Genomic DNA, 20,794 nt, shown 5'->3' with positions numbered 1-20,794 from the left:
CCGGCGCGGGCGCTCAGTGCGGTGCGTCGTGCGGTGGCGGGCGGAACAGCGGCGAGATCAACCAGACCAGGCCGATGCCGAACAGCAGTGTGAGACCGAACGCGCGCAGCGCCGGCGTGGCCGACAGGCCCAACAGGCCGAACGACAGCCAGGTGCTGGCCGCGCCGACGCAGACCGCCAGCCAGGCGCTGGCATCGCCGCGGTGTTCGATCAGGAAGATGCCGTAATCGATGCCCATGCCGAGCAGCAGCATCAACGCCAATACATTGAACAGCTGCAGCGGCTGCCCGAACAGGCCCAGCAGGCCCAGGGTGAGCGCGCCGGCCGCCAGCGTGGGAGCGAACACGCGCCATGCCTGCGCGCGGTAGCGCCAGTACAGCACCGCGAACACCAGCACGATGCCCACCAGCAGCAGCGCGCTCATCAGCTTGCGGTAGTGCTTGAGCAGCGCGGAAAAATCGGCGGTGCGGTCGACCCAGCGCACGCCGTCGATACCCTTGGCCTGCGCTTCCAGCAGCGTCAGCGCATCGGCGCGGGAGAGGTCATCGACCATCACCACCGATGCCATGCCCTTGCCCACTTCGCCCAGCCACAAGTGGCGGAACGGCATGGCGGCGGGCGACGCCAGGAACGCTTCTGCCTGCAGGTCGTGTGCCGCGTAGTCCGGGCGCTGCAGGGTTTCGCCGACGGTGTCGCTGACGGCAGCCAGTACCTGCGGCTCGACCCGCGCGGTCAGCGCGGCATCGGCATGCTGGCGCTGTACCGACGGCAGCCACTCGCTGATCGCGCGGTAGCCGCCGATCTGCTTGTTGGCCGAGAGCACGCGCAGGCGCTCGATCAGCGCTTCTTCGCGTTCCAGCACCTGTTCGGCGGTGTCGCCCTGCACCAGGTAGAACTGCGCAGGGCTGGGCATGCCCAGCATCTGGCTGATGCGGATCTGCTGGTTGATCAGCGACATCGGCGAGGACTGCAGACTGCGCAGGTTGTCGTCCGCGGTCAAGCGCAGCATGCCAAGGCCCGACAGCACCACCACCGCACCCAGGAACAACCCGACCGGGCGGCGCCCGTGCAGGCGCGGCCAGCGCTCCAGCGTGGCGCCCAGCCAGCGCGCGAAGCGGGTACTGCGGATTTCGCCGCCATCCAGCCACGGGAACCAGAAGATCACGGTCAGGAACGCACCGGCCAGGCCCACTACGGAGAACAGCGCCATCTGGCGCAGGCCGGGGAACGGCGCCAGGCCCAGCGCGAGGTAGGCCAGCGCGCTGGTCACCAGGGCCAGCCACAGGCCGGGCAGCAGGTGCCGCAGCAGTTTCCAGCGGCGGTCAGCCGGCTCGGCCTGGCGTGAGGCGAACCAGTGGATGCCGTAATCCTCGGCGACGCCGACCAGCGAGGCGCCGAACACCAGGGTCAGCACGTGCACCTTGCCGAACACCAGCACGGTCACCGCCAGCGCCACGCCGCAGCCGATCAGCAGCGAGGCGGCCACCAGCAGGATCGGGCGCAGCGAACGGAACGCAAGCCACACCAGCAGCAGCACCGCCGCCAGCGAACCCCAGCCGATGGTGTTGATTTCCCAGTTGGCCTGCACCGCAGCGGCTTCGGCGTGCAGCGGCACCCCGGCGCGCAGTACTTCCAGGCCGGGCGCATGCTTGGCCGCAGCGGCGGTGGCGGCATCGAGCAGCAGGTCGATATGGCGCTCACCATCGAGCTGGAACGCGGAACCCAGCGTTTCGTACTGGATGACCGACCAGTGCTTGCCATCGGCGTCGAGCAGGCCGTCGTCGCCCATGCGCAGGCCGGAGGCGGCCGCCCGCTCCTGCCACCACTGCGGCCACAGCGACAGCGGGTCCTGCCGCCATTCGGTCAGGCGCGGCGCGCCCATCGGGCCGTACAACGCGGCCAGCGCGGATTCGGACAGGCTTTCGGCGGACTCATCCTGCAGGCGCTGGCGCTGCTGCCCGGTCAGCAGGCGGTCGCGGTACGGCGCGTAGAACGCGCGCGCCTGGTCGAACCAGCCTTCGATGGAGCCGCTTTCCTGCAACAACGCCTTGCCCTGCGGATCGTCGCGCAGGCGCTGGCGGAAAGCCTGTTCGGCGGCCTTGGTGGCCGCGCCGTCGGCGCTGCCGAGCAGCACCACGATCTGCCGCGCATTCGCATCGGCGATGCGCCGGGTTACATCGGACAGCAGGCGGTCGTGCGCATCCTGCGGCAGCAGCGCCAGGATGTCGGTGTCGATCCGCGATTCCTTCGACCACAGCTGCCACTGCTGCACGCCCAGCCCGACCAGCACCAGCAGCCACGCCACCGCCAGCCAGCGCCATGCGCGCTGCAGCCGGCCGTTCTCGCGCCAGGCCGAATTCAACGACTCATTCAAACCGGCGGTCCTCGTCGGCGCTGAGCTGCGCCGGGGTTTCGCCCAGGGCGGTGAAGTGGATGCGGGTGACATCCTGGTTCGCTTCGGTGATCTGCACCTCGCGCACGTAACGGTCGCCGCTCAGTTCGAGCGCGCTGAACACCTTGGCCAGCATCGGCGAGCGCGGGGTAAGGTGCATGCGCCAGCCGTTGTCGGGCAGCGCGTCGACCTTCACCGTGAACTGCGCGGACAGCGCCTGCGCATCGCCGCTCATCAGCGCGAACATGATCGCGTTGACCGAGCGCATCGCCGGCTGCTGGCGGCCATCCAGTTCAACCCGGCTGCTGCCATCGCGCTGGCGGCTGAGGATGCGGTCGCGGGTGACCACCACTTCGGAGGGGAACGGCTTGAGCGTGGTCCAGATCACGCCACGGTCCTGGGCCAGCACGAAGCGGCCCTGGGAGCGCAGCGGATTCTTGAAGCCGGAAACCTGCTTGTCCTGGCTGAATTCGCCGCGCAGCACGTTGACCTTGGCCACGCGCTGCTTGACCAGGTCCACGCTGGCGGCCGGCGCGGCGAGCACGGGGCTGGCCACGGCCAGCAGCACCAGCACGCCCAGCGTGCGCAGGAAACGGATCATGGCACCTGTACTCCCAGCCGTTCCCAGAGCACCGACGGGCACAGGTACAGCATTTCGTTGGTGGCCGCGTCGACCGCGACCTGGATGGTGTGGGCGCGGGTGAGCACCTGGCCGCTGTCGGCGTCGAAGATCTCGTAGGCGATCTTCAGGCGGTTTTCCCACTCGGTGATGGTGGCGCGCACGCGCAGCGCCTGGCCGTACAGCAGCGGGCGGATGTACTTCACCCGCGCGTCGACCACCGGCCAGATGTAGCCGGAATCGCGCATCTGCGGGTAGTCGTAGTCATAGCGTTGCAGCAGCGCGCAGCGCGCCACTTCGAAGTACTTGAAGTAGTTGCCGTGCCACACCACGTGCATCGGATCGCAGTCGTGGAAGGTCGGCGACAGCGCGACCTCGAAGCTCAGGTCAGGGACGGTCATACAGGCTCCAGCGCTGGCCACGGATATCGTCGAGCAGGCTGCGCAGCTCGCCGTCCAGGGCGCGGTCTTCTTCCACCAGCGCGATGCGTCCGCACAGGTCCTGGTACATGCCGGCCAGGTCGCCGTGCAGGGTGGCGTTCATGCCGACCCGCTCGCGCAGGGCCACGCCCTGGCGCGCGGCGATCAGCATGCCGGCCACCACCTGTTCGGTCAGCTCGATCACGCGCAGGCAGTCGCGCGCGGCGATGGTGCCCATGCTGACCTTGTCCTGGTTGTGGCATTCGGTGGAACGCGAGAACACCGAGGCCGGCATGGTCTGCTTGAGCGCTTCGGCGGTCCACGCCGAGACACTGATCTGCAGCGCCTTCAGGCCGTGGTTGATCGCCGCACGCTCACCGGTGGAAGCCGACAGGTTGGCCGGCAGGCCATGGTTGAAGCGCGCGTCCACCACCAGAGCGAGCTGGCGGTCGAGCAGGTCGGCCAGGTTGGCGATGGTGTTCTTCAGCGCATCCATGGCGAAGGCGATGTGGCCACCGTAGAAATGGCCGCCGTGCAGGATGCGCTCGCCATCGGCGTCGATCAGCGGGTTGTCGTTGGCGCTGTTGAGTTCGGTTTCGATGAACTGGCGCAGGAACGGCAGCGCATCCTGGACCACGCCGATCACGTGCGGGGCGCAGCGCAGCGAGTAGCGATCCTGCAGGCGCTGCTCGTTGCGGGGCGGGCGGTCGCTGTGCAGGTCGTCGCGCAGGCGCGCGGCGATCTGCATCTGGCCCGGATGTGGCTTGGCGGCGAACAGCATTTCATCGAAATGGTGTGCGTTGCCGTCGCTGGCCAGCACGTTGAAGGCGGTCAAGCGGGTCGCCAGCCTGGTCAGGTAATCGGCGCGGTCGTAGGCCAGGCAGGCCAGCGCGGTCATCACCGCGGTCCCGTTCATGATCGCCAGGCCTTCCTTCGGCCGCAGCCGCAGCGGGGCCATGCCGATCTCGGCCAGCACCTCGGCGGCCGGGCGGCGTGCGCCCTGGTACATCACTTCGCGTTCGCCGCAGAGCACGGCGGCCACGTAGGACAGCGGAGTGAGGTCGCCACTGGCGCCGACCGATCCTTCGGCCGGAATCAGCGGCAGCACGTCGTGGCGCAGCAGCGTGGCCAGGCCCTGCAGCAGCGGATGGCTCACGCCCGACATGCCACGCACCAGCGAGGCCAGGCGCGCGGCGATGACCGCACGGGTCTCCTGTTCGTCCAGGAAGCGGCCCAGGCCACAGCCGTGGTAGGTGAACAGATGGTGCGGCAGTTCGGCCACCAGTGCCGGTGGAATGTTGACCGTGCACGAATCGCCGTAGCCAGTGGTCACGCCGTAGATCACCCCGTCCTCGCGCAGCAGGCGATCGAGGAAATCGGCGCCGCGCTGGATGCGCGCGGTGAATGCCGGGTCGTCGCTGACCACGGCGTCGGCCTGGCGCTGCGACAGCGCGACCACGTCTTCAATGGTCAGCGGCGCATCGCCGAAGCGGAGCGTCCGGGCCGGGGTGGAGCCTGCATTACGTGCCATGAGATGCCTGATCCCAGAAGGGGAAGAAGTTGAACCAGTCCAAGGGGGCTTCGGTGACCTGGAGTTCCAGCCACCGGGCGAAATGTTCGGCCTGCGCGGTCAGCGCGGCATCGCGCGAGCCGCGCGGCAGGGTGATGCGGTCGCTGAAGTGCTCGAAGCGCACGCGGTAGCCCTTGCCTTCGTGCAGGCAGGCCATGGTGTACACGGGGCAGGCCAGCGCCGAGGCGAGTACATAGGCGCCGATCGGAAACTGCGCGGTATGGCCCAGGAACGGTGCCGGCACGGTGCGCCCGCCGCGCAGCGGCACGCGGTCGCCGACGATGGCCACGAATCCGCCGGCCTGCACGCGGCGCTGCAGCTCCACGGCGGTGGCCGGGCCCATGTCGGTGACCTGCATCAGTTCGACCGAGGCCAGCGGATCCAGCCGCTGCATGAGCCGGTTGAAGCGCTGCGCATGCGCGGTGTGCACCAGCACGGTGATGTGGAAGCCGGGCACCTGCTCGGCCAGCACCTGGCACAGTTCCAGGCAGCCGATGTGCGCGGTGAGGATCAGCCCGCCTTCGCGGCGTGCGATCTTTTCCAGCATCAGGTCGCGCTGCAGCTGGATGCGCTCGGGCGGGTAGCGCCCGCCCAGGCCGAGCAGCTTGTCCAGCAGCGTGTCGGCGAACAGCGCGAAGTGTTTCAGGCTGGTCCAGCGCCCCGGCGTACCGCCGAGCACCCCGGTGTGCGCCTGCAGCCGCTGCAGGTACTGCAGCGAGGCGCGGCGCGCCACGCCGTTGCTCAACCAATGGCACAGCACCACCGGGTATACGCACAGGCGGAACGGCCAGCGTCCGAACCAGCGGTGCACCCAGCACAGGAACAGCACCCCGGCGGCCGAGGTGGTCTCGCCCAGGTCGGCCCAGTGCGGGGCGTTGGCCGGTGCCGGTGCGTTCATGCCGCCCCGGTTCCTGCGACGCGGCGCCACAGCAGGCGCGGGGCGCGCCGCAGCATGCCGAAGAAAAGGCGGGTGTGCATGCGGCTGATGCGCACGTTGTCGCGCCACACATCGAAGTGCGACACGCCATCGCTGGGATAGGTCACCCGGGTGGGCAGGCTGATCACCTGCACGCCACGCCAGAACAGCCGCACCAGGATCTCGCTGTCGAAATCCATGCGCCGGCCGATGGTTTCCTCGCCCACCAGGCGGGTGACCGGGGCCAGCGGATACAGCCGGAAGCCGCACATTGAATCGCGGATCTGCAGCGACAGCGTATTGATCCAGACCCAGATATGGGTGGCATAGCGCCCGTACAGGCGTGCCTTGGGCACGCTGTCGTCGTAGACCGGAATGCCGCAGATCACCGCCTGCGGGTGCTGCGTGGCCAAGCTCACGAAGCGCGGAATATCGGCCGGGTCGTGCTGGCCGTCGGCATCGATCTGCAGCACGTGGGTATGACCACGCCGCGCCGCTTCAGCGAAGCCGGCCAGCATCGCGCCGCCCTTGCCCTGGTTCACCGCCAGGCGCAGCAGGGTGACCTGCTCCGGGTGTGCCTGCGCCAACGCCTGCAGCACCTGCGCGCAGGCCGGGTGCGAGCCATCATCCACCAGCAGGCACGGCAGGCCACTGGCACGCACGCCCTGCACCACCGCGCCGATGGCGTGTTCGTGGTCGTAGACGGGAATCACCACCAGCGGCTCAAGCATCGCCGAACACCACCCGCCCGCTGGCATGCACGCCGTGGTCGGAGACATAGCGGAAGCTCAGCACCGATTTCAGCGCATCCCAGCCCAACGTCAGCTGCAGGCGATCGCCCGGCCGCGCCACGTGCTGGAATTTCAGGGCGTCCATCCGCTCGAAACGCGGCGGCATGGCGAAGGCTTCGCGCGCGTAATGGATCGCCCAGTCCAGCTGGACCACCCCGGGCAGGATCTTCGCCTGCGGGAAGTGGCCATCGAAGGCGACCAGGTCCGGTTCGAGCGGGAGCACCAGCACGGCCGCGTCGGCGGCGCGCTGCTGCCACTGTGCCACCGGCAGCAGCGGTCGGAACAACGCTTCCAGCGCGGCGGCGGTGATCTTGCCCTGCGCGTTGTACGGCAGTTCGTCGATGAAGCGCCAGCGCCGCGGGCGGGTCACCGCATCATGGCTGTGGGCCAGGTGCGCACCCAGCGCCTGCGACAGCTGGCGGCGCTGTGCATCGGTCCACTGCGCCACGCCACCGTTGTGCGGCACCACCACGGCGGCAAGCTGTTCGCGTGCGCCCTGCAGCACCAGCACGCGCACGTCCTGTACCTGCGGGTGCGCGCGCAGCTGCTGTTCCAGCGCGTCGAGCGAGACCCGGCGTTCTTCGATCTTGACGATGCGGTCGGCGCGCCCGAGCAGGCGGAAGCTGCGCCCGGCATCGGCCTCCACGCGGTCCTGGGTCTGCCACCAGGCATCGTCGACCAGGTGCGGCGAGGACACGGCCAGGCAGCCTTCCTCGATCCGCCAGGACACGCCCGGCAGCGGGTGCCACTGCGGCTGCTCGGCGCTCCATTGGCGCCAGGCGATGCCGCCGGTTTCGCTGCTGCCGAACACTTCGGTGGGTGCCACGCCAAGCAGTGCGCGGGCCTGCAGCGCGGCCTCGCTGGGCAGCGGGCCGCCAGAGGAAAACACCGCGCGTAGCTGGCCGCTCAGCGATGACCAGTCCAGCTGTTCGGGCAGGCGCTTGAGATGGGCCGGGGTAGCGACCAGCACCGAGGGCTGGTGCGCCAGCGCGCTGACCAGGTCTTCATGGAAGAAGCGGCGCGGCTGGATCGCGCGGCCGGCCGCCAATGGCCACAGCACGCGGAACAGCAGGCCGTAGATGTGCTGGTGCGAGACCGTGCCGTGTACCTGCGCGCCATCGAGCTGCGCACCGAACGCGGCCTGCAGCGCATCCACCTCGCGGGTCAGCTGGCGCATGCGCTTGCTGATAGCGCTGGGCGCGCCGGTGCTGCCGGAGGTGAACACCACCAGTTCCAGCGCGTCTTCGTCCAGCACGGCCAGCTCGGCCTGAGGGTCGCCGGCGTCGCGCGGCTGCAGCGGCGCGAGATGCGCCGGCACGTCACCGGCGAAGCCGGCCACGCGCGGGGCCAGCCCGTCCAGGGTGCCCGGCAGGTTGTCGCCGCCCAGGAACACCCGCTTGCCGGCGTGCCAGGCGCCGAACAGCGCGGCGGCGAAGTCCAGGGTGTCGTCGAAATAGAGCGCCCAGTCGCGGCCAGGCGCGGCGGCGAAGGCCTGCTGCCAGCCGATGACCCGGGTGCGGAACTGCGGGTGCGCCACGGCACTGCCTGCCGCATCGATTCCGACGATGCGTTCGGCCCGGGGCAGCTGCGCCAACCGGTCCAGCGCGATCCACTCAGCCATGCGCGTGTGCCGCCTTCACCCGCCGCCGCACCAGCCATTCACCACCAAACAGGACACCCATCATCACGTACGCCAACAATCCGTTGTAGAGCGCCCAGACCTGGTTGGAGGCCCAGAACGCCGTGAGCAGGGCCAGGCCCCCGTTGAGAACAAAAAAGCCGCACCACACCTGGGTGACACGGCGGGTATAGACCACGGCGAACGGCGGCAGTTCCGGCTCGGTCAAGCGCGCCAGCCGCTCCACCGCGCTGGGCGGGAAACGCAGGCTGGTGGCAAAGATCACCAGCATCACCACATTGACCAGCGCCGGGTACAGCTTCAACGGCAGGGCCTGGTTGAACGCGGTGGCCAGCAGGGCCAGCACGCCGGCGCCGATCGCGGCGGCCCACCACACCGGCTGGCGGGTGGTCAGCGCGCGCAGCGCGGCCAGGGCGAACAGCAGCAGGGCCATCCAGCGCGGCTCGAACCGCCCCAGCGAGAGATACACCACCAGCGGGTACGCCAGCGACAGCACTGCAAACGCCGCGACGCGTACCCGGACCATGGTCGATCTTCAGCGGCGGCCGTCAGGCGGCCGCTTGCCCGGGCAGCAGCCCATGCACCACATCGACGATGTCCTGCACGGTGCGGACCGCCTTGAAGGCTTCCGGCTGCAGGTTGCGGCCGAGCAGCGGCTTGAGCTGCACGATCAGGTCCACGGCATCGATGCTGTCGATGTCCAGGTCGTCGTACAGGCGGGCCTGGGGCGTGATGCGCACCGGTTCGATCTCAAAGCTGTCCTTGAGGATCTTGACGATGCGATCGAAAAGTTCGTTCTTGGTCATGGCAAATCCTGAGACGCCGTTAAGACTGCTGGCGTGCGGCGACAAACTCGCCAAGGGCACGCACGCTGGAAAAATGGCGACGGGTCTCTTCCGAGTCGGCGGACAGGCTGACACCGTACTTTTTCTGCAGGGCCAAACCAAGTTCAAGCGCGTCGATCGAATCCAGGCCCAGCCCCTCCACGAACAGGGGTGCGGCGGCGTCGATGTCGTCCGGAGTGATGTCTTCCAATGAAAGCGATGAAATGATCAATTCCTTGATCTCGTGCTCAAGTGCCTGCACGGCTTGGTTCTCCAGCGAAGTCAAAGTAGTGGGCAAGGTGATCGGTCACGCGCCGGGCCGCCAAGGCATCCCCCCTGGGCGTATCGTCGGCCCCGGTCAGGAACGGGGCGATCGGGAGATCTTCCCCGACTTCCAGCTGAACGTGAAAACGCCGTGATGGCACACGATACCATTTCTGGCCCTTGGTCAGGGTAGGCGGGGTGCAGGTGATCCTGACCGGGGTAATGTCCAACCGGCCCCGGACGGCAATGTTGGCGGCGCCGCGCTGCAGCCGCAGCGGCTGTCCCGGGACAGTGCGGGTGCCCTCCGGGAAGATCACCAGGTTGCCCCCGGCCTTCACGGCGGCGATGCAGTCATCGATCAGCCCCGCTCCGTCGCTATTGGCCACATAGCCGGCCGCGCGGACCGGGCCGCGCATGAAGGGGTTGCAGGCGACAGCCTGCTTCACGACGCAGTCGGCGTTGGGCAGCTGGGCGATCAGCAGCACCACGTCGATCAGGGTGGGATGGTTGGCCAGGATCAGCAGACCGTTGCGCTGCAGGCGTTCGGCGCCCCGGATCTCGTACGTCATCACCCCCAGCCAGCGCATCAGCGCGACATGGCTGGCGAAACTGAATTGGACCAGCCGGCGCGCCAGGGTGCGCCGCCGGGCGGTGTGGCGGACCAGCAGCAGCAGCGGGAACAGCAGCCCACCCAGCAGCAGCCCGCCGATCCCGAAGGCGGCGAAACTGAAGCCGGTGCCGACCACGCGCCAGGCGTGGTCGAGGCGGGCGCGCCAGCGCTCAGCCATGGCGCTGCCAGGACCACTGCTGGCCATCGGCCTGGAACCGCAGCGCCGGCTCGCCCGACAGCAGGAAGCGCAGCGCGTCCAGGCTGTGAGGCAGCGCGCCGGGCGGGCTGTCCTGCCCGCCCCGGCCCCAGCCCAGCGAAAGCCGGGTGCCCGGCGCATCGGCGCGGGCCAGCCGCCAGCACCAGGCGAAGAAGGGGTCAGGCTCATCGGCGAACCCGGCGTACACCGCCGGCAGCGGCGATTCGTAGGCGATCACGCGCACTTCCGGGGCGCCATCGGCGAGCAGCCCGAAGGCCTCCACGCAGGCGGCCTCCACCGTGCCCCGGCCGCCGGCCAGGGCCAGGTAGTTGCCGCGCTGGCCGCGCGCGATCGAATACAGCGCGGCCACCGCGTTGTGCACCGACAGGCCAAAGCCGGTGGGCGACATCGGGGCATCCTGGCGCAGGGTATCGAGCAGTTCCATCGAACGCGCCACGTCGCCATGCCGGGACGCGAACACCAGCGGCACCTGGCCGGCATCGTCCGGCTGTTCACACCAGCACGCGGCCTGGATGGCCATGCGGCCCAGGCGCTCGATGCGGCGGCGTTGCATGGCCGGCACTTCCGGCAATCCGGGCGTGTCGTCGCCTTCGGGCAACGCCGGTGCGTGGGCCCACGCCTGCCAATCCGATTTCGTGGTCAGTCCCGGTGCCCAGGCCGACCAATCAACAACAGAGAACTCGATCATTCACGCCAACATGGTTATGGGCACCTGGACAGCACGAGCCGTGGTGGCAACGCGGATCGGCTCCCCCATTCCAGCCGGCCCACGCCTGTCTTCGACATCGTCCGGCGTGTTCGGCACGCCGCGAAAGGAGCGCACGCTATCATGACACCCTCGGCACTGGCAGTTTTCACAATCTGAAATGAGTAGCACGATCCACAGCGTAGCGGCCGCGCAGGTCCTTTCCCCCTCGGCAGACCCCGCGCTGTTCCGTGCGTTTTATGCCCCTGCTGCTGAACGCGACGCCGCCCTGGCCGACCCACGCACGCTGGCCGTGTTCGGCTTTTCAGCCGCTGCCGCGCCCTGCGAGGACCCGCGCTGGCTGCAGGTGCCGTTGGCCGAAGAGGGCCCGGCGCAGGTCGAGATCTGGCAGGGCGCCGGCCCGGTGCAGCACGGCGTGCGCGAGGGCGTGCGCTGGTCGGCCAACGACACGTTGCTGTTCGGCGCGATCGAAATTGACGAGGTCGCCGGTGATATCGAGTCGGCCGCGGCAGACGCCTACGCTCGGATGAGTGGCTTTCTGGCCAACTGCGGTTTCCCGCACCTGCTGCGCACCTGGAACTACCTGGACGCGGTGACCGAAGGCGACGGCGACCAGGAACGCTACCGGCGCTTCTGCGTGGGCCGGGTGCGTGGGCTGCGCGAGCTGGACGAGGCCGCCCTGCCGGCGGCCACCTGCATTGGCCGTTTCGATGGCGTACGGCGGCTGCAGGTGTACTGGCTGGCGGCCCGCGAGGCCGGCCTGCCGCTGGAGAACCCCCGCCAGATCAGCGCGTTCCGCTACCCGCGCCAGTACGGCCCGCAGTCGCCCAGCTTCTCGCGCGCCCTGCTGCCGCCGCTGGCGACCGGCCTGCCGCTGTTGCAGTCGGGCACCGCCGCCATCGTTGGCCATGTCTCGCAGCACACCGGGTCGGTGGCCGAGCAGCTGGAAGAGACCCTGACCAACCTGCAGAGCCTGGTGGACGCCGCGCGCCTGCAAAGGCCGGGGTTGCCGGCTGCGCTGGGCGCGGAATCCGTGTTGAAGGTGTATGTGCGCCGGGCCGAGGACATGCCGGCGATTGCAGCGCGGATGGCCGACCTGCCGGGCAGCCCTGCCTTCGTGGTGCTGCACGCCGAGGTGTGCCGCGCCGAATTGCTGGTCGAGATCGAAGGCCTGCACGGGTGACGCGCGTGACGACCAACGGTCGTCACCTACCGCGTATCGCCTGGCCAGGGATGTGCCGCGTTTCGGCCGGGCCGGGGATGTGCCCCGAATCGTCCGTTCCGGGATGTACCGCATGCCGGTAGGTGACGACCGTTGGTCGTCACCCGGACCCGGTCAGTGGTATCCGGCGTCCGCGCGGACCTTGCCGCGGAATACGCGGTACGACCACGCCGTGTAGCCCAGGATCACCGGCAGCAGCACTACCAGGCCGACCAGGCTGAAGCCCATCGACGAAGCCGGCGCCGCGGCCTGCCACAGGGTCATGCTGGGCGGCAGCAGGTAGGGCCACATGCCCAGCACCAGTCCGATGAAGCCGAGCACGAACAGCGCCAGCGTCAGCAGGAACGGCGGCAGGTCGCGGCGCGGGTGCATGGCGCTGCGCCACAGCGCCACCGCCACGCCCAGGGTGAGCAGCGGCACCGGCGACAGCCACCAGAAGTTGCCGTCGCTGAACCAGCGCGCCATCAGGCGCGAATCCAGGAACGGCAGCCACGCACTGACCAGCCCCATGAACACGATCACCGCCACCACCAGCGGCCGGGTCAGGGTGCGCGCGAAGGCCTGTTCGCGGCCTTCGGTCTTCAGGATCAGCCAGGTACTGCCCAGCAACGCATAGCCGAACACCACCGCCGCGCCGGTCAGCATCGAGAATGGGCTGAACCAGCCGAACGGCCCGCCCACGTACTGCCCGTCCACCACCTGAAGGCCCTGCACCAGCGCACCCAGGATCACGCCCTGTGCAAACGCGGCCAGCACCGAGCCCAGTCCGAAGGCCACGCTCCACAGCCGCCGAGAACGGTGCGCCTTGAAGCGGAATTCAAACGCCACCCCGCGGAACACCAGCGCCACCACCAGCAGCAGCACCGGCAGGTACAGCGCCGACAGCAGCGCGGCATAGGCCTTGGGGAAGGCGGCCATCAGCCCTGCACCGCCCAGCACCAGCCAGGTTTCGTTGCCGTCCCAGATCGGCGCGGCGGTGTTCATCATCACGTCGAGTTGTTCTTCATCCTCGGCCATCGGCGCGAGGATGCCGATGCCCAGCACGAAGCCATCCAGCACCACGTACATCAGCACGCCAAAGCCGATCACCGCGAACCATGCCACCGGCAGCCAGGTCGTCATCTCCATGTCAGCGCTCCTCCAGCGGTTCGTCGGCACCGGACAGCGGCCGCGCCGGGGTGTGGCTGCCGTCTTCGATCGGCGGTTGCTGGTCGTGCGGCTTGGGCCCGGTACGGATGATCTTGACCAGGTACCAGATGCCCCAGCCGAACACGAACGCATAGCCGACGATGTACACGCCCAGCGACAGCGCGGTCATCCACGCGCTCTGCGGGCCCACCGCATCGGCGGTGCGCAGCACGCCGTAGACCACCCACGGCTGGCGGCCCATTTCAGTGACGAACCAGCCCGACACCAGCGCGATGAAGCCGCTGGGGAGCATCCAGTTCCAGCCGCGCACCAGCCAGCGCGATTCCAGCAGGCGGCCCCGCCACCACTGGAAGGCCGAAGCCCAGGCCAGCAGCAGCATCAGCGTGCCCAGCCCGACCATGATCCGGAAGGCGAAGAACACCGGCACCACCGGCGGCCGCTCGCTGGCCGGCACGGAAGTTAGCGGATCGAAGGTCCCGTCCAGTGAATGGGTCAGGATCAGGCTGCCCAGGCGCGGGATGGCGATCTCGAAGTCGTTGCGCTCGGCCTTCTCGTTGGGCACCGCGAACACCACCAGCGGCACGCCTTCGCCCTCGCCTTCGGCATGCCAGTGCGCTTCCACCGCCGCGATCTTCATCGGCTGGTGCTTGAGGGTGTTCAGGCCGTGCATGTCACCCACGAAAATCTGCACCGGTACCGTGAGCGCGGCGAACGCCACCGCGGCCAGCAGCATGGTGCGCCCGGCCTCCACGTGGGTGCCCTTGCGCAGGTACCACGCGCCCACCCCGCCGATCACGAAGCAGGTGGTGATGAACGAGCCCAGCGCCATGTGCGCCAGCCGGTACGGGAAGGAGGGGTTGAACACCACCTGCCACCAGTCCTGCGGCACCACGATGCCATCGATGATGGCGTGCCCGGCCGGGGTCTGCAGCCAGCTGTTGGACGAGAGGATCCAGAAGGTAGACACCAGCGTGCCCAGCGCCACCATGCAGGTGGACAGGAAATGCAGGCGCGGCGAGACCTTGCCCCAGCCGAACATCATCACGCCCAGGAAGCTGGCCTCCAGGAAGAACGCGGTGAGCACTTCATAGGTGAGCAGCGGCCCGATCACGCTGCCGGCCACCTGGCTCAGCCGCGGCCAGTTGGTGCCGAACTGGAAGGCCATGACGATGCCGCTGACCACGCCCATGCCGAAGGACACCGCGAAGACCTTCTGCCAGAAGAAGTACAGCTCGCGCCAGATGGGCTTCTTCGTGCGCAGCCACTGGCCCTCCACGAAGGCCAGCCAGCTGGCCGTGCCGATGGTGAAGGCCGGAAACAGCACATGGAAACTGATGACGAACCCGAACTGGATCCGCGACAACAACAACGCGTCCAAGCGACGCCTCCGCAGCATTCTCTGGAATCCGCACCAGTCTGGGCCGATTTCCGTGAAGAGGGCATGCGACCCGGTGACGCGCTGCTTCACTTTGTCGCAGCCACGGTAGGTATCGACCGTTGGTCGATACGGTGGGGCCGGCGCCAGGAGCCCGGCGCGGTGCGCCGCCGCACGACCAACGGTCGTGCGCTACCGGTGGGGCCGTTCGGCGAGCGCCGCCCATGACCTGTGGCCCCTTCCGGCGCGCGTTACGGCTGCTACGCTTGGCGGGTTTTCCTTTACGGTGCTGCCCGCAATGCCCAGAACGCTGCCCTTGTCCCTGCTGCTGCTTGCCACCCTTGGCGGCGCGGCCCACGCGGCACCGACGCCGATCACCATCGAACAGGCCATGGCCGACCCGGATTGGATCGGTCCGCCGGTCGAGAGCGCCTGGTGGTCGTGGAACAGCCAGCAGGTGGAGTACCAGCTCAAGCGCACCGGCAGCCCGGTCCGCGATACCTTCCGCCAGCCGGTCAACGGCGGTACCGCCACCCAGGTCGCCGATGACCAGCGCGGCAGCCTGGACGTGGACGCCCCGGTGTACGACAGCGCCCGCCAGCGCAGCGTGTTCGTGCGCAACGGCGACGTGTTCCTGCGCGACCTGCGCAGCGGCGCGCTGACCCAGCTCACCCGCAGCACCGAGAAGGCCAGCGCGGTCAACTTCGCCCGCGACGGCGGGGTGATCTGGCGCACCGGCCAGAACTGGTTCCACTGGACCGCCGCCGGCGGCGTGCAGCAGGTGGCCAGCCTGAAGGCTGAAAAGAACCCGGACGATGCGCCCAAGGCCGACGTGCTGCGCGACCAGCAGCTGCGCACCCTGGCCACGCTGCGCAACGACCGCGCCCAGCGCGACGCACTGAAGGAGCAGGAAGCCAGCTGGCGCCGCGCCGACAGCACCCGCGCGCCGGGCCCGGTGTACCTGGGCGCCGATGTGGAGATCGTCGACAGCGCGCTGTCGCCCGACACCCGCAGCCTGATCGTGGTGACCAAGCCGAAGAGCTTCGACGAAGGCCGCGGCGGCAAGATGCCCAAGTACGTGACCGAATCGGGCTACGAGGAGTTCGAGGACACCCGTACCCGCGTGGGCCGCAACGACCCGGAACCGAACGCGCTGTGGCTGGTCGACGCCGTCACCGGCACGGTCAAGCCGCTGTCGCTGGACAGCCTGCCGGGCATCGGCACCGACCCGCTGGCTGCGCTGCGAAAGGCCGCCGGCAAGGACGCGCTGAAGGGCAGCCGCCCGGTGCAGGTGCTGGGTGGCCCCGGCGCGCCGGGCATCCGCTGGAGCAATGACGGCCAGCAGGCCGCGATCCTGCTGCGCGCCAACGACAACAAGGACCGCTGGATCGCCAGCGTCAGCCCGGCCGAGGCCAGGCTGCAGACCCGCCACCGCCTCACCGACGCGGCCTGGATCAACTGGAGCTTCAACGACTTCGGCTGGTCCAACGACAACCGCACGCTGTGGCTGCTGTCCGAAGAGTCCGGCTACTCGCACCTGTACACCCAGCAGGGCACGGCCAAGCCGCAGGCGCTGACCGGTGGCAAGTGGGAAACCTCGATGCCGGTGCCCAGCGCCGACGGCCGTGGCTTCTACGTGCTGTGCAACCAGCAGGCCCCGGGCGACTACGAGGTGTGCGCGGTGGATACCGCTTCGCGCCAGGTGCGTGAGCTGACCTCGCTCAACGGCGTGGAAGACTTCTCGCTGTCCCCGGACGGCCAGCAGCTGCTGGTGCGCTACTCCGGCGCCTACCTGCCGGCGCAGCTGGCGGTGGTGCCCACCGCGGGAGGCCAGGCCAAGGTGCTGACCGACACCCGCACTGCCGCCTTCAAGGCCCGCCAGTGGATCCAGCCCAAGCTGGTGCAGGTGCCTTCGAAGCACGGCGCGGGCGTGGTCTGGGCCAAGTACTACGGCCCGGAGAACCTGGAGCCGGGCAGGAAGTACCCGATCGCCATGTTCGTGCACGGCGCCGGTTACCTGCAGAACGTGCACCAGCGCTACCCGGCCTACTTCCGCGAGCAGATGTTCCACAACCTGCTGGTGCAGCAGGGCTACGTGGTGCTGGACATGGATTACCGCGGCAGCGAGGGCTACGGCCGCGACTGGCGCACGGCGATCTACCGCAACATGGGCCACCCGGAGCTGGAAGACTACAAGGACGGCCTGGACTGGCTGGTGGCCACCCAGCAGGGTGACCGCGACCATGCCGGCATCTACGGCGGCTCCTACGGCGGCTTCATGACCTTCATGGCGCTGTTCCGTTCGCCGGGCACCTTCAAGGCCGGCGCCGCGCTGCGCCCGGTGGTGGACTGGCACCAGTACAACCACGGCTACACCGCCAACATCCTCAACACCCCGGACATCGACCCGGAGGCCTACCGCGTCTCCTCGCCGATCGAATATGCCGAGGGCCTGCAGGACCACCTGCTGATCGCGCACGGGATGATGGACGACAACGTGTTCTTCCAGGACTCGGTCAACCTCACCCAGAAGCTGATCGAGCTGCACAAGGACAACTGGAGCATCGCGCCCTACCCGCTGGAACGCCACGGCTACGTGCGTGCCGATTCCTGGCTGGACCAGTACAAGCGTATCCTCAAACTGTTCGAAGAGAACCTGAAGTGAGCCACGACGCGGCGACGATACGGATCGTCGCCGCGGTCATCACCGATGCCGCCCGGCGCGTGCTGGTGGTGCGCAAGCACGGCTCGGCGGTGTTCATCCAGCCGGGCGGCAAGCCCGAGCCGGGCGAGGCACCGCTGGCCGCGCTGGCGCGCGAGCTGGACGAGGAACTGGGCGTGCAGCTGGACCCCGCCACGGCGGTGCCGCTGGGCGCCTACAGCGACTGGGCGGTGCATGAAACCGGCTGCCGGGTGCACGCCGAGGCCTGGTGGGTACAGGTGCTGGGCACCCCACAGGCGCGGGCGGAGATCGCCGAACTGGCCTGGGTGCCGTTGCGGCCACCGCACGGGCGCCGCTTGGCACCGTTGAGCGAAGACCATATCCTGCCGGCGGCCGCGCGCGTGATCGCGCCGGGCTGACCCCACCGCACACTGCCAGGACACCGGATGTCTTCGATTACGCCCCCGCTGCTGCCCGTTGCCCATCCGCGCCCGAAGGGGGATGGCACCCCGACCTTCCTTGCCCCGCTGGCCAAGTCGGTGTTGGTGGTGTGCATCGTGTCGGCCGTGTGCTGGGCCGGTGGCGCGGTGCTCGCCGCGCTGCTCGCCCAGTCGGCCTGGTTGAAGGACCTGCTGGACGGCGCCGACCTGTCCTGGATGCCGTCGTCGCTGCGCTGGTTCGGCCGGCATGCGGTCGCGGTGAACGTGGGCATGCTGGTCCTTTCCCTGGTGGGGGCTGCGGCATGCTGGGGCCTGCTGCGGCGCAACCGTTGGGCGCTGTGGACCTTCATCGTGCTGCTGGTGGTCACCGCGCTGCTGAACTTCGTCGGTGCGTGGGTGATCGACGAGGTATTCCGCCAGCTGATCGTGCACCTGCCGCCGCACGCAGACGCCGATGCCGGCCAGCTGCGCCGCGACCTGCAGATGCAGCGCGTGATCTACACCGGCCTGACCGTGCTCACCGCGCTGGCGTTCGCCGCACTGCACGCCTGGCTGGTGGCACGCGTGCTGCGCCCGGACGTGCGGCGATGGTTCGCCGCAAAGGCCCCGTAGATCGAGGCGCTGCCTCGCTGCCCTGCGGTAAAGTACCGCCATGAACGAATTCGAGCGCGTACGCCGCTACCTGACCGACCTGCAGGACCGCATCTGCGGCGCGGTCGAGACCGCCGACGGCCAGGCCCGCTTCACCGAAGATCTCTGGCAGCGCGCTGAGGGCGGCGGTGGCCGTACCCGCCTCCTGCGCGATGGCGCGGTGTTCGAGCAGGCCGGTATCGGCTTCTCCGACGTCTCCGGCACGCGTCTGCCGCCGTCGGCCTCGGCAAACCGGCCGGAGCTGGCTGGCGCGTCGTGGCGCGCCACCGGCGTGTCGCTGGTGTTCCACCCGCTCAATCCTTACCTGCCCACCACCCACGCCAACGTGCGCTACTTCAGCGCCGAGCGTGATGGGCAGCAGGTGGCCTCCTGGTTCGGCGGCGGCTTCGACCTGACCCCGTTCTACCCGTTCGACGAGGACGTGCAGCAGTGGCACCAGGCCGCCCACGACCTGTGCGCCCCGTTCGGCGAAGAACGCTATGCGGCGCACAAGCGCTGGTGCGACGAGTATTTCTTCCTGCGCCACCGCAACGAAACGCGCGGCGTGGGCGGGTTGTTCTTCGACGACCTGCACGGCGACTTCGAACGCGACTTCGCCTACCTCCGCGCGGTGGGCGATGGCTTCCTGCAGGCATACCTGCCGATCGTGGAACGCCGCAAGCACACCCCGTACGGCGAACGCGAGCGCGAGTTCCAGCTGTACCGGCGGGGCCGGTACGTGGAGTTCAACCTGGTCTACGACCGCGGCACGCTGTTCGGGCTGCAGAGCGGCGGGCGCAGCGAAAGCATTCTGATGAGCCTGCCGCCCCGCGTGCGCTGGGAGTATGGGTTCCAGCCCGAGCCCGGCAGCGCCGAAGCGCGTCTGGGCGATTACCTGGTGCCGCGCGACTGGGTGGCGGGGGCGTAGCGCGGGCGGGTTACGAGGGGCGCAGCCACGCAGGGCGTGGCGCTACGGGCGTTGGAGCATGGCCGCGTACTCGGCCTGCAATTTCGGCAGCTTTTTCGCGTAGTGCAGGTAATTGCGTTCGGCCATGGATCTGTCTTCGCTGGCGCTGTCATCGAACAATCCGCCACCGCAGAAGTTGCCCAGCACCTGGTGGCGAACGAAGCGGTCCACAGCATCCTCGAGCATGATGTCGTGGGCCTTGACCAGCTTGATTTCATTGCGCGCGATGCGTTTCAGCAGCTTGTTCAGTTCGCGGGCCTGGACCTGCGGGTGTTCGGGGGCGGTGGACGCATACGCGTACGCGTACGACGGCGAGGACGATGCGCCCGGCTCGTTGGCGACGTTCTGTGGAATGGCGCGCGAGTCCGGCAGTCGTCTTGAGGCGTCCTGCCTCGCCGCCTGGGCGTAAGTGGGCAGTCCCCCGTCTGGCCCGATGACCTGGTCATACGTCGGAGGCGTATCGTCCGTATGCGGCGTATCGTTCCCGTGCAGAACTGCACCCGGGCGTTCCAGATAGACAGAGACCCACCGCCGGGTCGTGGAGCTCGATGAGAGCGTAGTGGTAACGGCATCAAGGGGCATCGCAGGCATCTCCATTGCGCGGGCCGACCGGACGGCGGCCGCTGATACCGGCGATTCCAGCAGCAGGCTTCCGGCTGCGCTTCCAGGTTTCGATCGTTGGCGGCCGACGGTACCCGGGCGAGGATGACCAGCCTGGGCCGGCCAACGGCCGGCGCTACCGCTTCTGGGTCACGATGGTGATGTGGCCGTTGATTTCCAGCAGCGCCATGGAGACTTCGCTGATGTGTGCGCAGCCCTGCTGGCGCATCGCCGCCTCCACGTCGGCACGGGTGACCAGTTCGCGCCGCAGCACAGAGTCCAGCAGCTTGCCGTCGCGGGCGATCAGCACCGGTTCGCCTTCCACCAGCGCTTCTACGCGGCGGCTGCGCTGGCTCAGCCAGCCCACGGCGTAGTTCAGGGAGATCAGGGTGGCGGCCAGCAGCAGCCCGCCGCCCAGCGAGGTGTCCTTGCCGAGCAGCGCGTTCTGCACCGCGTTGCCCAGCAGCACGATCAGCAGCACGTCGAACGGGGTGATCTGGCCCAGGGCGCGCTTGCCCGACAGGCGGACCATGCCGAGCACGACCACATAGACCACGACGGCGCGCAGGATGAATTCCCACCAGGGCATGGCCAGATCGAACAGGTCGCTCATGCGAGCCCCGCAGAAGAGAGAGTGCCTGAAGCATACGGGTAGCGCCGGCCGTCGGCCGGACTCCTGAAAATAAAAAGCCCCGCCGACCAGGGGGAGGTCAGCGGGGCCGGGGAACGGGCGCTTGGGGAGGAGCCCCCGTTCCGAGATCTGCTCCAGGGGATGGGAGAGA

The 20,794-nt window shown here is 68.8% G+C and carries 21 protein-coding genes; 5 read left to right on the top strand and 16 right to left on the bottom strand.

From position 1 onward, the window contains the following. Positions 1-13: 13 nt before the first annotated feature. From QE395_RS00485 to QE395_RS00430, 12 genes are read right to left on the bottom strand one after another with little or no spacing between them, the layout of a single operon-like run. Positions 14-2,446, bottom strand: coding sequence for an MMPL family transporter (locus tag QE395_RS00485; protein WP_306987269.1), 2,433 nt, complete (start codon positions 2,444-2,446; stop codon positions 14-16). After that, a complete protein-coding gene (locus tag QE395_RS00480) occupies positions 2,367-2,993 on the bottom strand; it encodes an outer membrane lipoprotein carrier protein LolA (protein ID WP_068854451.1) in 627 nt (208 codons plus the stop codon). The genes QE395_RS00485 and QE395_RS00480 overlap by 80 nt, the downstream gene beginning before the upstream one ends. Next, complete coding sequence (locus tag QE395_RS00475) at positions 2,990-3,412, bottom strand: acyl-CoA thioesterase (RefSeq protein ID WP_210131343.1); 423 nt, start codon at positions 3,410-3,412, stop codon at positions 2,990-2,992. Before QE395_RS00475 ends, QE395_RS00480 begins: the two co-directional genes overlap by 4 nt. Next, entirely contained in the window at positions 3,399-4,961 is a 1,563-nt protein-coding gene (locus QE395_RS00470; RefSeq protein WP_249833325.1) for an aromatic amino acid ammonia-lyase, read from the bottom strand. The genes QE395_RS00475 and QE395_RS00470 overlap by 14 nt, the downstream gene beginning before the upstream one ends. After that, the gene (locus QE395_RS00465) at positions 4,951-5,898 is read right to left on the bottom strand and encodes an acyltransferase (protein WP_249833326.1); all 948 of its coding nucleotides are present in this window, start codon (positions 5,896-5,898) and stop codon (positions 4,951-4,953) included. The genes QE395_RS00470 and QE395_RS00465 overlap by 11 nt, the downstream gene beginning before the upstream one ends. Next, entirely contained in the window at positions 5,895-6,647 is a 753-nt protein-coding gene (locus tag QE395_RS00460) for a glycosyltransferase family 2 protein (RefSeq protein ID WP_306987268.1), read from the bottom strand. The genes QE395_RS00465 and QE395_RS00460 overlap by 4 nt, the downstream gene beginning before the upstream one ends. Then, positions 6,640-8,328, bottom strand: a complete 1,689-nt coding sequence (locus tag QE395_RS00455) for an AMP-binding protein (protein WP_306987267.1) — start codon at positions 8,326-8,328, stop codon at positions 6,640-6,642. The genes QE395_RS00460 and QE395_RS00455 overlap by 8 nt, the downstream gene beginning before the upstream one ends. Continuing rightward, the gene (locus tag QE395_RS00450) at positions 8,321-8,872 is read right to left on the bottom strand and encodes a hypothetical protein (protein ID WP_306987266.1); all 552 of its coding nucleotides are present in this window, start codon (positions 8,870-8,872) and stop codon (positions 8,321-8,323) included. Before QE395_RS00450 ends, QE395_RS00455 begins: the two co-directional genes overlap by 8 nt. Positions 8,873-8,894: 22 nt before the next feature. Continuing rightward, the gene (locus QE395_RS00445) at positions 8,895-9,152 is read right to left on the bottom strand and encodes an acyl carrier protein (RefSeq protein WP_068854458.1); all 258 of its coding nucleotides are present in this window, start codon (positions 9,150-9,152) and stop codon (positions 8,895-8,897) included. A gap of 19 nt (positions 9,153-9,171) precedes the next feature. Beyond that, a complete protein-coding gene (locus tag QE395_RS00440) occupies positions 9,172-9,432 on the bottom strand; it encodes a phosphopantetheine-binding protein (protein ID WP_068854459.1) in 261 nt (86 codons plus the stop codon). Continuing rightward, positions 9,419-10,222 (bottom strand): lysophospholipid acyltransferase family protein, encoded by an 804-nt coding sequence (locus QE395_RS00435; RefSeq protein ID WP_095363253.1) that lies wholly within the window; start codon positions 10,220-10,222, stop codon positions 9,419-9,421. The genes QE395_RS00440 and QE395_RS00435 overlap by 14 nt, the downstream gene beginning before the upstream one ends. Continuing rightward, complete coding sequence (locus QE395_RS00430) at positions 10,215-10,949, bottom strand: beta-ketoacyl synthase chain length factor (RefSeq protein WP_249833328.1); 735 nt, start codon at positions 10,947-10,949, stop codon at positions 10,215-10,217. The genes QE395_RS00435 and QE395_RS00430 overlap by 8 nt, the downstream gene beginning before the upstream one ends. Before the next feature lie 178 nt (positions 10,950-11,127). On the opposite strand from QE395_RS00430, the gene QE395_RS00425 reads away from it, so the two are divergent. Continuing rightward, complete coding sequence (locus QE395_RS00425) at positions 11,128-12,150, top strand: pteridine-dependent deoxygenase (RefSeq protein WP_306987265.1); 1,023 nt, start codon at positions 11,128-11,130, stop codon at positions 12,148-12,150. A gap of 153 nt (positions 12,151-12,303) precedes the next feature. On the opposite strand, the gene cydB is transcribed toward QE395_RS00425, so the two are convergent. Both cydB and QE395_RS00415 read right to left on the bottom strand, forming a co-directional pair. After that, a complete protein-coding gene (gene cydB / locus QE395_RS00420; protein ID WP_095363255.1) occupies positions 12,304-13,317 on the bottom strand; it encodes a cytochrome d ubiquinol oxidase subunit II in 1,014 nt (337 codons plus the stop codon). A 1-nt stretch (position 13,318) separates the two neighbouring features. Next, positions 13,319-14,716 (bottom strand): cytochrome ubiquinol oxidase subunit I, encoded by a 1,398-nt coding sequence (locus QE395_RS00415; RefSeq protein ID WP_306990381.1) that lies wholly within the window; start codon positions 14,714-14,716, stop codon positions 13,319-13,321. Positions 14,717-15,011: 295 nt separating this feature from the next. On the opposite strand from QE395_RS00415, the gene QE395_RS00410 reads away from it, so the two are divergent. The 4 genes from QE395_RS00410 to hemF are packed head-to-tail and all read left to right on the top strand — an operon-like array spanning position 15,012 to position 19,373. After that, a complete protein-coding gene (locus tag QE395_RS00410) occupies positions 15,012-17,378 on the top strand; it encodes a S9 family peptidase (RefSeq protein WP_306987263.1) in 2,367 nt (788 codons plus the stop codon). Next, positions 17,375-17,794 (top strand): NUDIX domain-containing protein, encoded by a 420-nt coding sequence (locus QE395_RS00405; RefSeq protein ID WP_306987261.1) that lies wholly within the window; start codon positions 17,375-17,377, stop codon positions 17,792-17,794. Before QE395_RS00410 ends, QE395_RS00405 begins: the two co-directional genes overlap by 4 nt. Before the next feature lie 27 nt (positions 17,795-17,821). Beyond that, positions 17,822-18,427, top strand: a complete 606-nt coding sequence (locus tag QE395_RS00400; RefSeq protein ID WP_068847817.1) for a tetraspanin family protein — start codon at positions 17,822-17,824, stop codon at positions 18,425-18,427. Positions 18,428-18,467: 40 nt separating this feature from the next. Beyond that, positions 18,468-19,373 carry an oxygen-dependent coproporphyrinogen oxidase gene (gene hemF / locus QE395_RS00395; RefSeq protein WP_095363260.1) on the top strand — a complete coding sequence of 302 codons (906 nt, stop codon included), beginning with the start codon at positions 18,468-18,470 and terminating at the stop codon, positions 19,371-19,373. Between the two features lie 42 nt (positions 19,374-19,415). Here hemF and QE395_RS00390 read toward each other — a convergent pair whose 3' ends face one another. Beyond that, positions 19,416-19,994: a hypothetical protein gene (locus QE395_RS00390; RefSeq protein ID WP_306987259.1), complete on the bottom strand. Its 579-nt coding sequence runs from the start codon at positions 19,992-19,994 to the stop codon at positions 19,416-19,418. A gap of 154 nt (positions 19,995-20,148) precedes the next feature. Beyond that, the gene (locus tag QE395_RS00385) at positions 20,149-20,625 is read right to left on the bottom strand and encodes a YetF domain-containing protein (protein ID WP_068847823.1); all 477 of its coding nucleotides are present in this window, start codon (positions 20,623-20,625) and stop codon (positions 20,149-20,151) included. Positions 20,626-20,794: the final 169 nt, after the last annotated feature.

Origin of the sequence: Stenotrophomonas sp. SORGH_AS_0282 (assembly GCF_030818125.1) — a bacterium.
Taxonomy (GTDB): domain Bacteria; phylum Pseudomonadota; class Gammaproteobacteria; order Xanthomonadales; family Xanthomonadaceae; genus Stenotrophomonas; species Stenotrophomonas rhizophila_A.
Note: the sequence above shows the minus strand (reverse complement) of the source record. Positions and strands in the feature narration are given on the sequence as shown.

Excerpts from the sequence above, each read along its gene's own strand:
- hemF (WP_095363260.1), top strand. The coding sequence starts at position 18,468 with ATGAACGAATTCGAGCGCGTACGCCGCTACCTGACCGACCTGCAGGAC.
- QE395_RS00390 (WP_306987259.1), bottom strand. The coding sequence starts at position 19,994 with ATGCCCCTTGATGCCGTTACCACTACGCTCTCATCGAGCTCCACGACC.
- QE395_RS00465 (WP_249833326.1), bottom strand. The coding sequence starts at position 5,898 with ATGAACGCACCGGCACCGGCCAACGCCCCGCACTGGGCCGACCTGGGC.
- QE395_RS00450 (WP_306987266.1), bottom strand. The coding sequence starts at position 8,872 with ATGGTCCGGGTACGCGTCGCGGCGTTTGCAGTGCTGTCGCTGGCGTAC.
- QE395_RS00470 (WP_249833325.1), bottom strand. The coding sequence starts at position 4,961 with ATGGCACGTAATGCAGGCTCCACCCCGGCCCGGACGCTCCGCTTCGGC.
- QE395_RS00460 (WP_306987268.1), bottom strand. The coding sequence starts at position 6,647 with ATGCTTGAGCCGCTGGTGGTGATTCCCGTCTACGACCACGAACACGCC.
- QE395_RS00455 (WP_306987267.1), bottom strand. The coding sequence starts at position 8,328 with ATGGCTGAGTGGATCGCGCTGGACCGGTTGGCGCAGCTGCCCCGGGCC.
- QE395_RS00485 (WP_306987269.1), bottom strand. The coding sequence starts at position 2,446 with ATGTCACCCGCATCCACTTCACCGCCCTGGGCGAAACCCCGGCGCAGC.
- QE395_RS00430 (WP_249833328.1), bottom strand. The coding sequence starts at position 10,949 with ATGATCGAGTTCTCTGTTGTTGATTGGTCGGCCTGGGCACCGGGACTG.
- QE395_RS00400 (WP_068847817.1), top strand. The coding sequence starts at position 17,822 with ATGTCTTCGATTACGCCCCCGCTGCTGCCCGTTGCCCATCCGCGCCCG.
- QE395_RS00410 (WP_306987263.1), top strand. The coding sequence starts at position 15,012 with ATGCCCAGAACGCTGCCCTTGTCCCTGCTGCTGCTTGCCACCCTTGGC.
- QE395_RS00425 (WP_306987265.1), top strand. The coding sequence starts at position 11,128 with ATGAGTAGCACGATCCACAGCGTAGCGGCCGCGCAGGTCCTTTCCCCC.
- cydB (WP_095363255.1), bottom strand. The coding sequence starts at position 13,317 with ATGGAGATGACGACCTGGCTGCCGGTGGCATGGTTCGCGGTGATCGGC.
- QE395_RS00445 (WP_068854458.1), bottom strand. The coding sequence starts at position 9,152 with ATGACCAAGAACGAACTTTTCGATCGCATCGTCAAGATCCTCAAGGAC.
- QE395_RS00435 (WP_095363253.1), bottom strand. The coding sequence starts at position 10,222 with ATGGCTGAGCGCTGGCGCGCCCGCCTCGACCACGCCTGGCGCGTGGTC.
- QE395_RS00385 (WP_068847823.1), bottom strand. The coding sequence starts at position 20,625 with ATGAGCGACCTGTTCGATCTGGCCATGCCCTGGTGGGAATTCATCCTG.
- QE395_RS00475 (WP_210131343.1), bottom strand. The coding sequence starts at position 3,412 with ATGACCGTCCCTGACCTGAGCTTCGAGGTCGCGCTGTCGCCGACCTTC.
- QE395_RS00480 (WP_068854451.1), bottom strand. The coding sequence starts at position 2,993 with ATGATCCGTTTCCTGCGCACGCTGGGCGTGCTGGTGCTGCTGGCCGTG.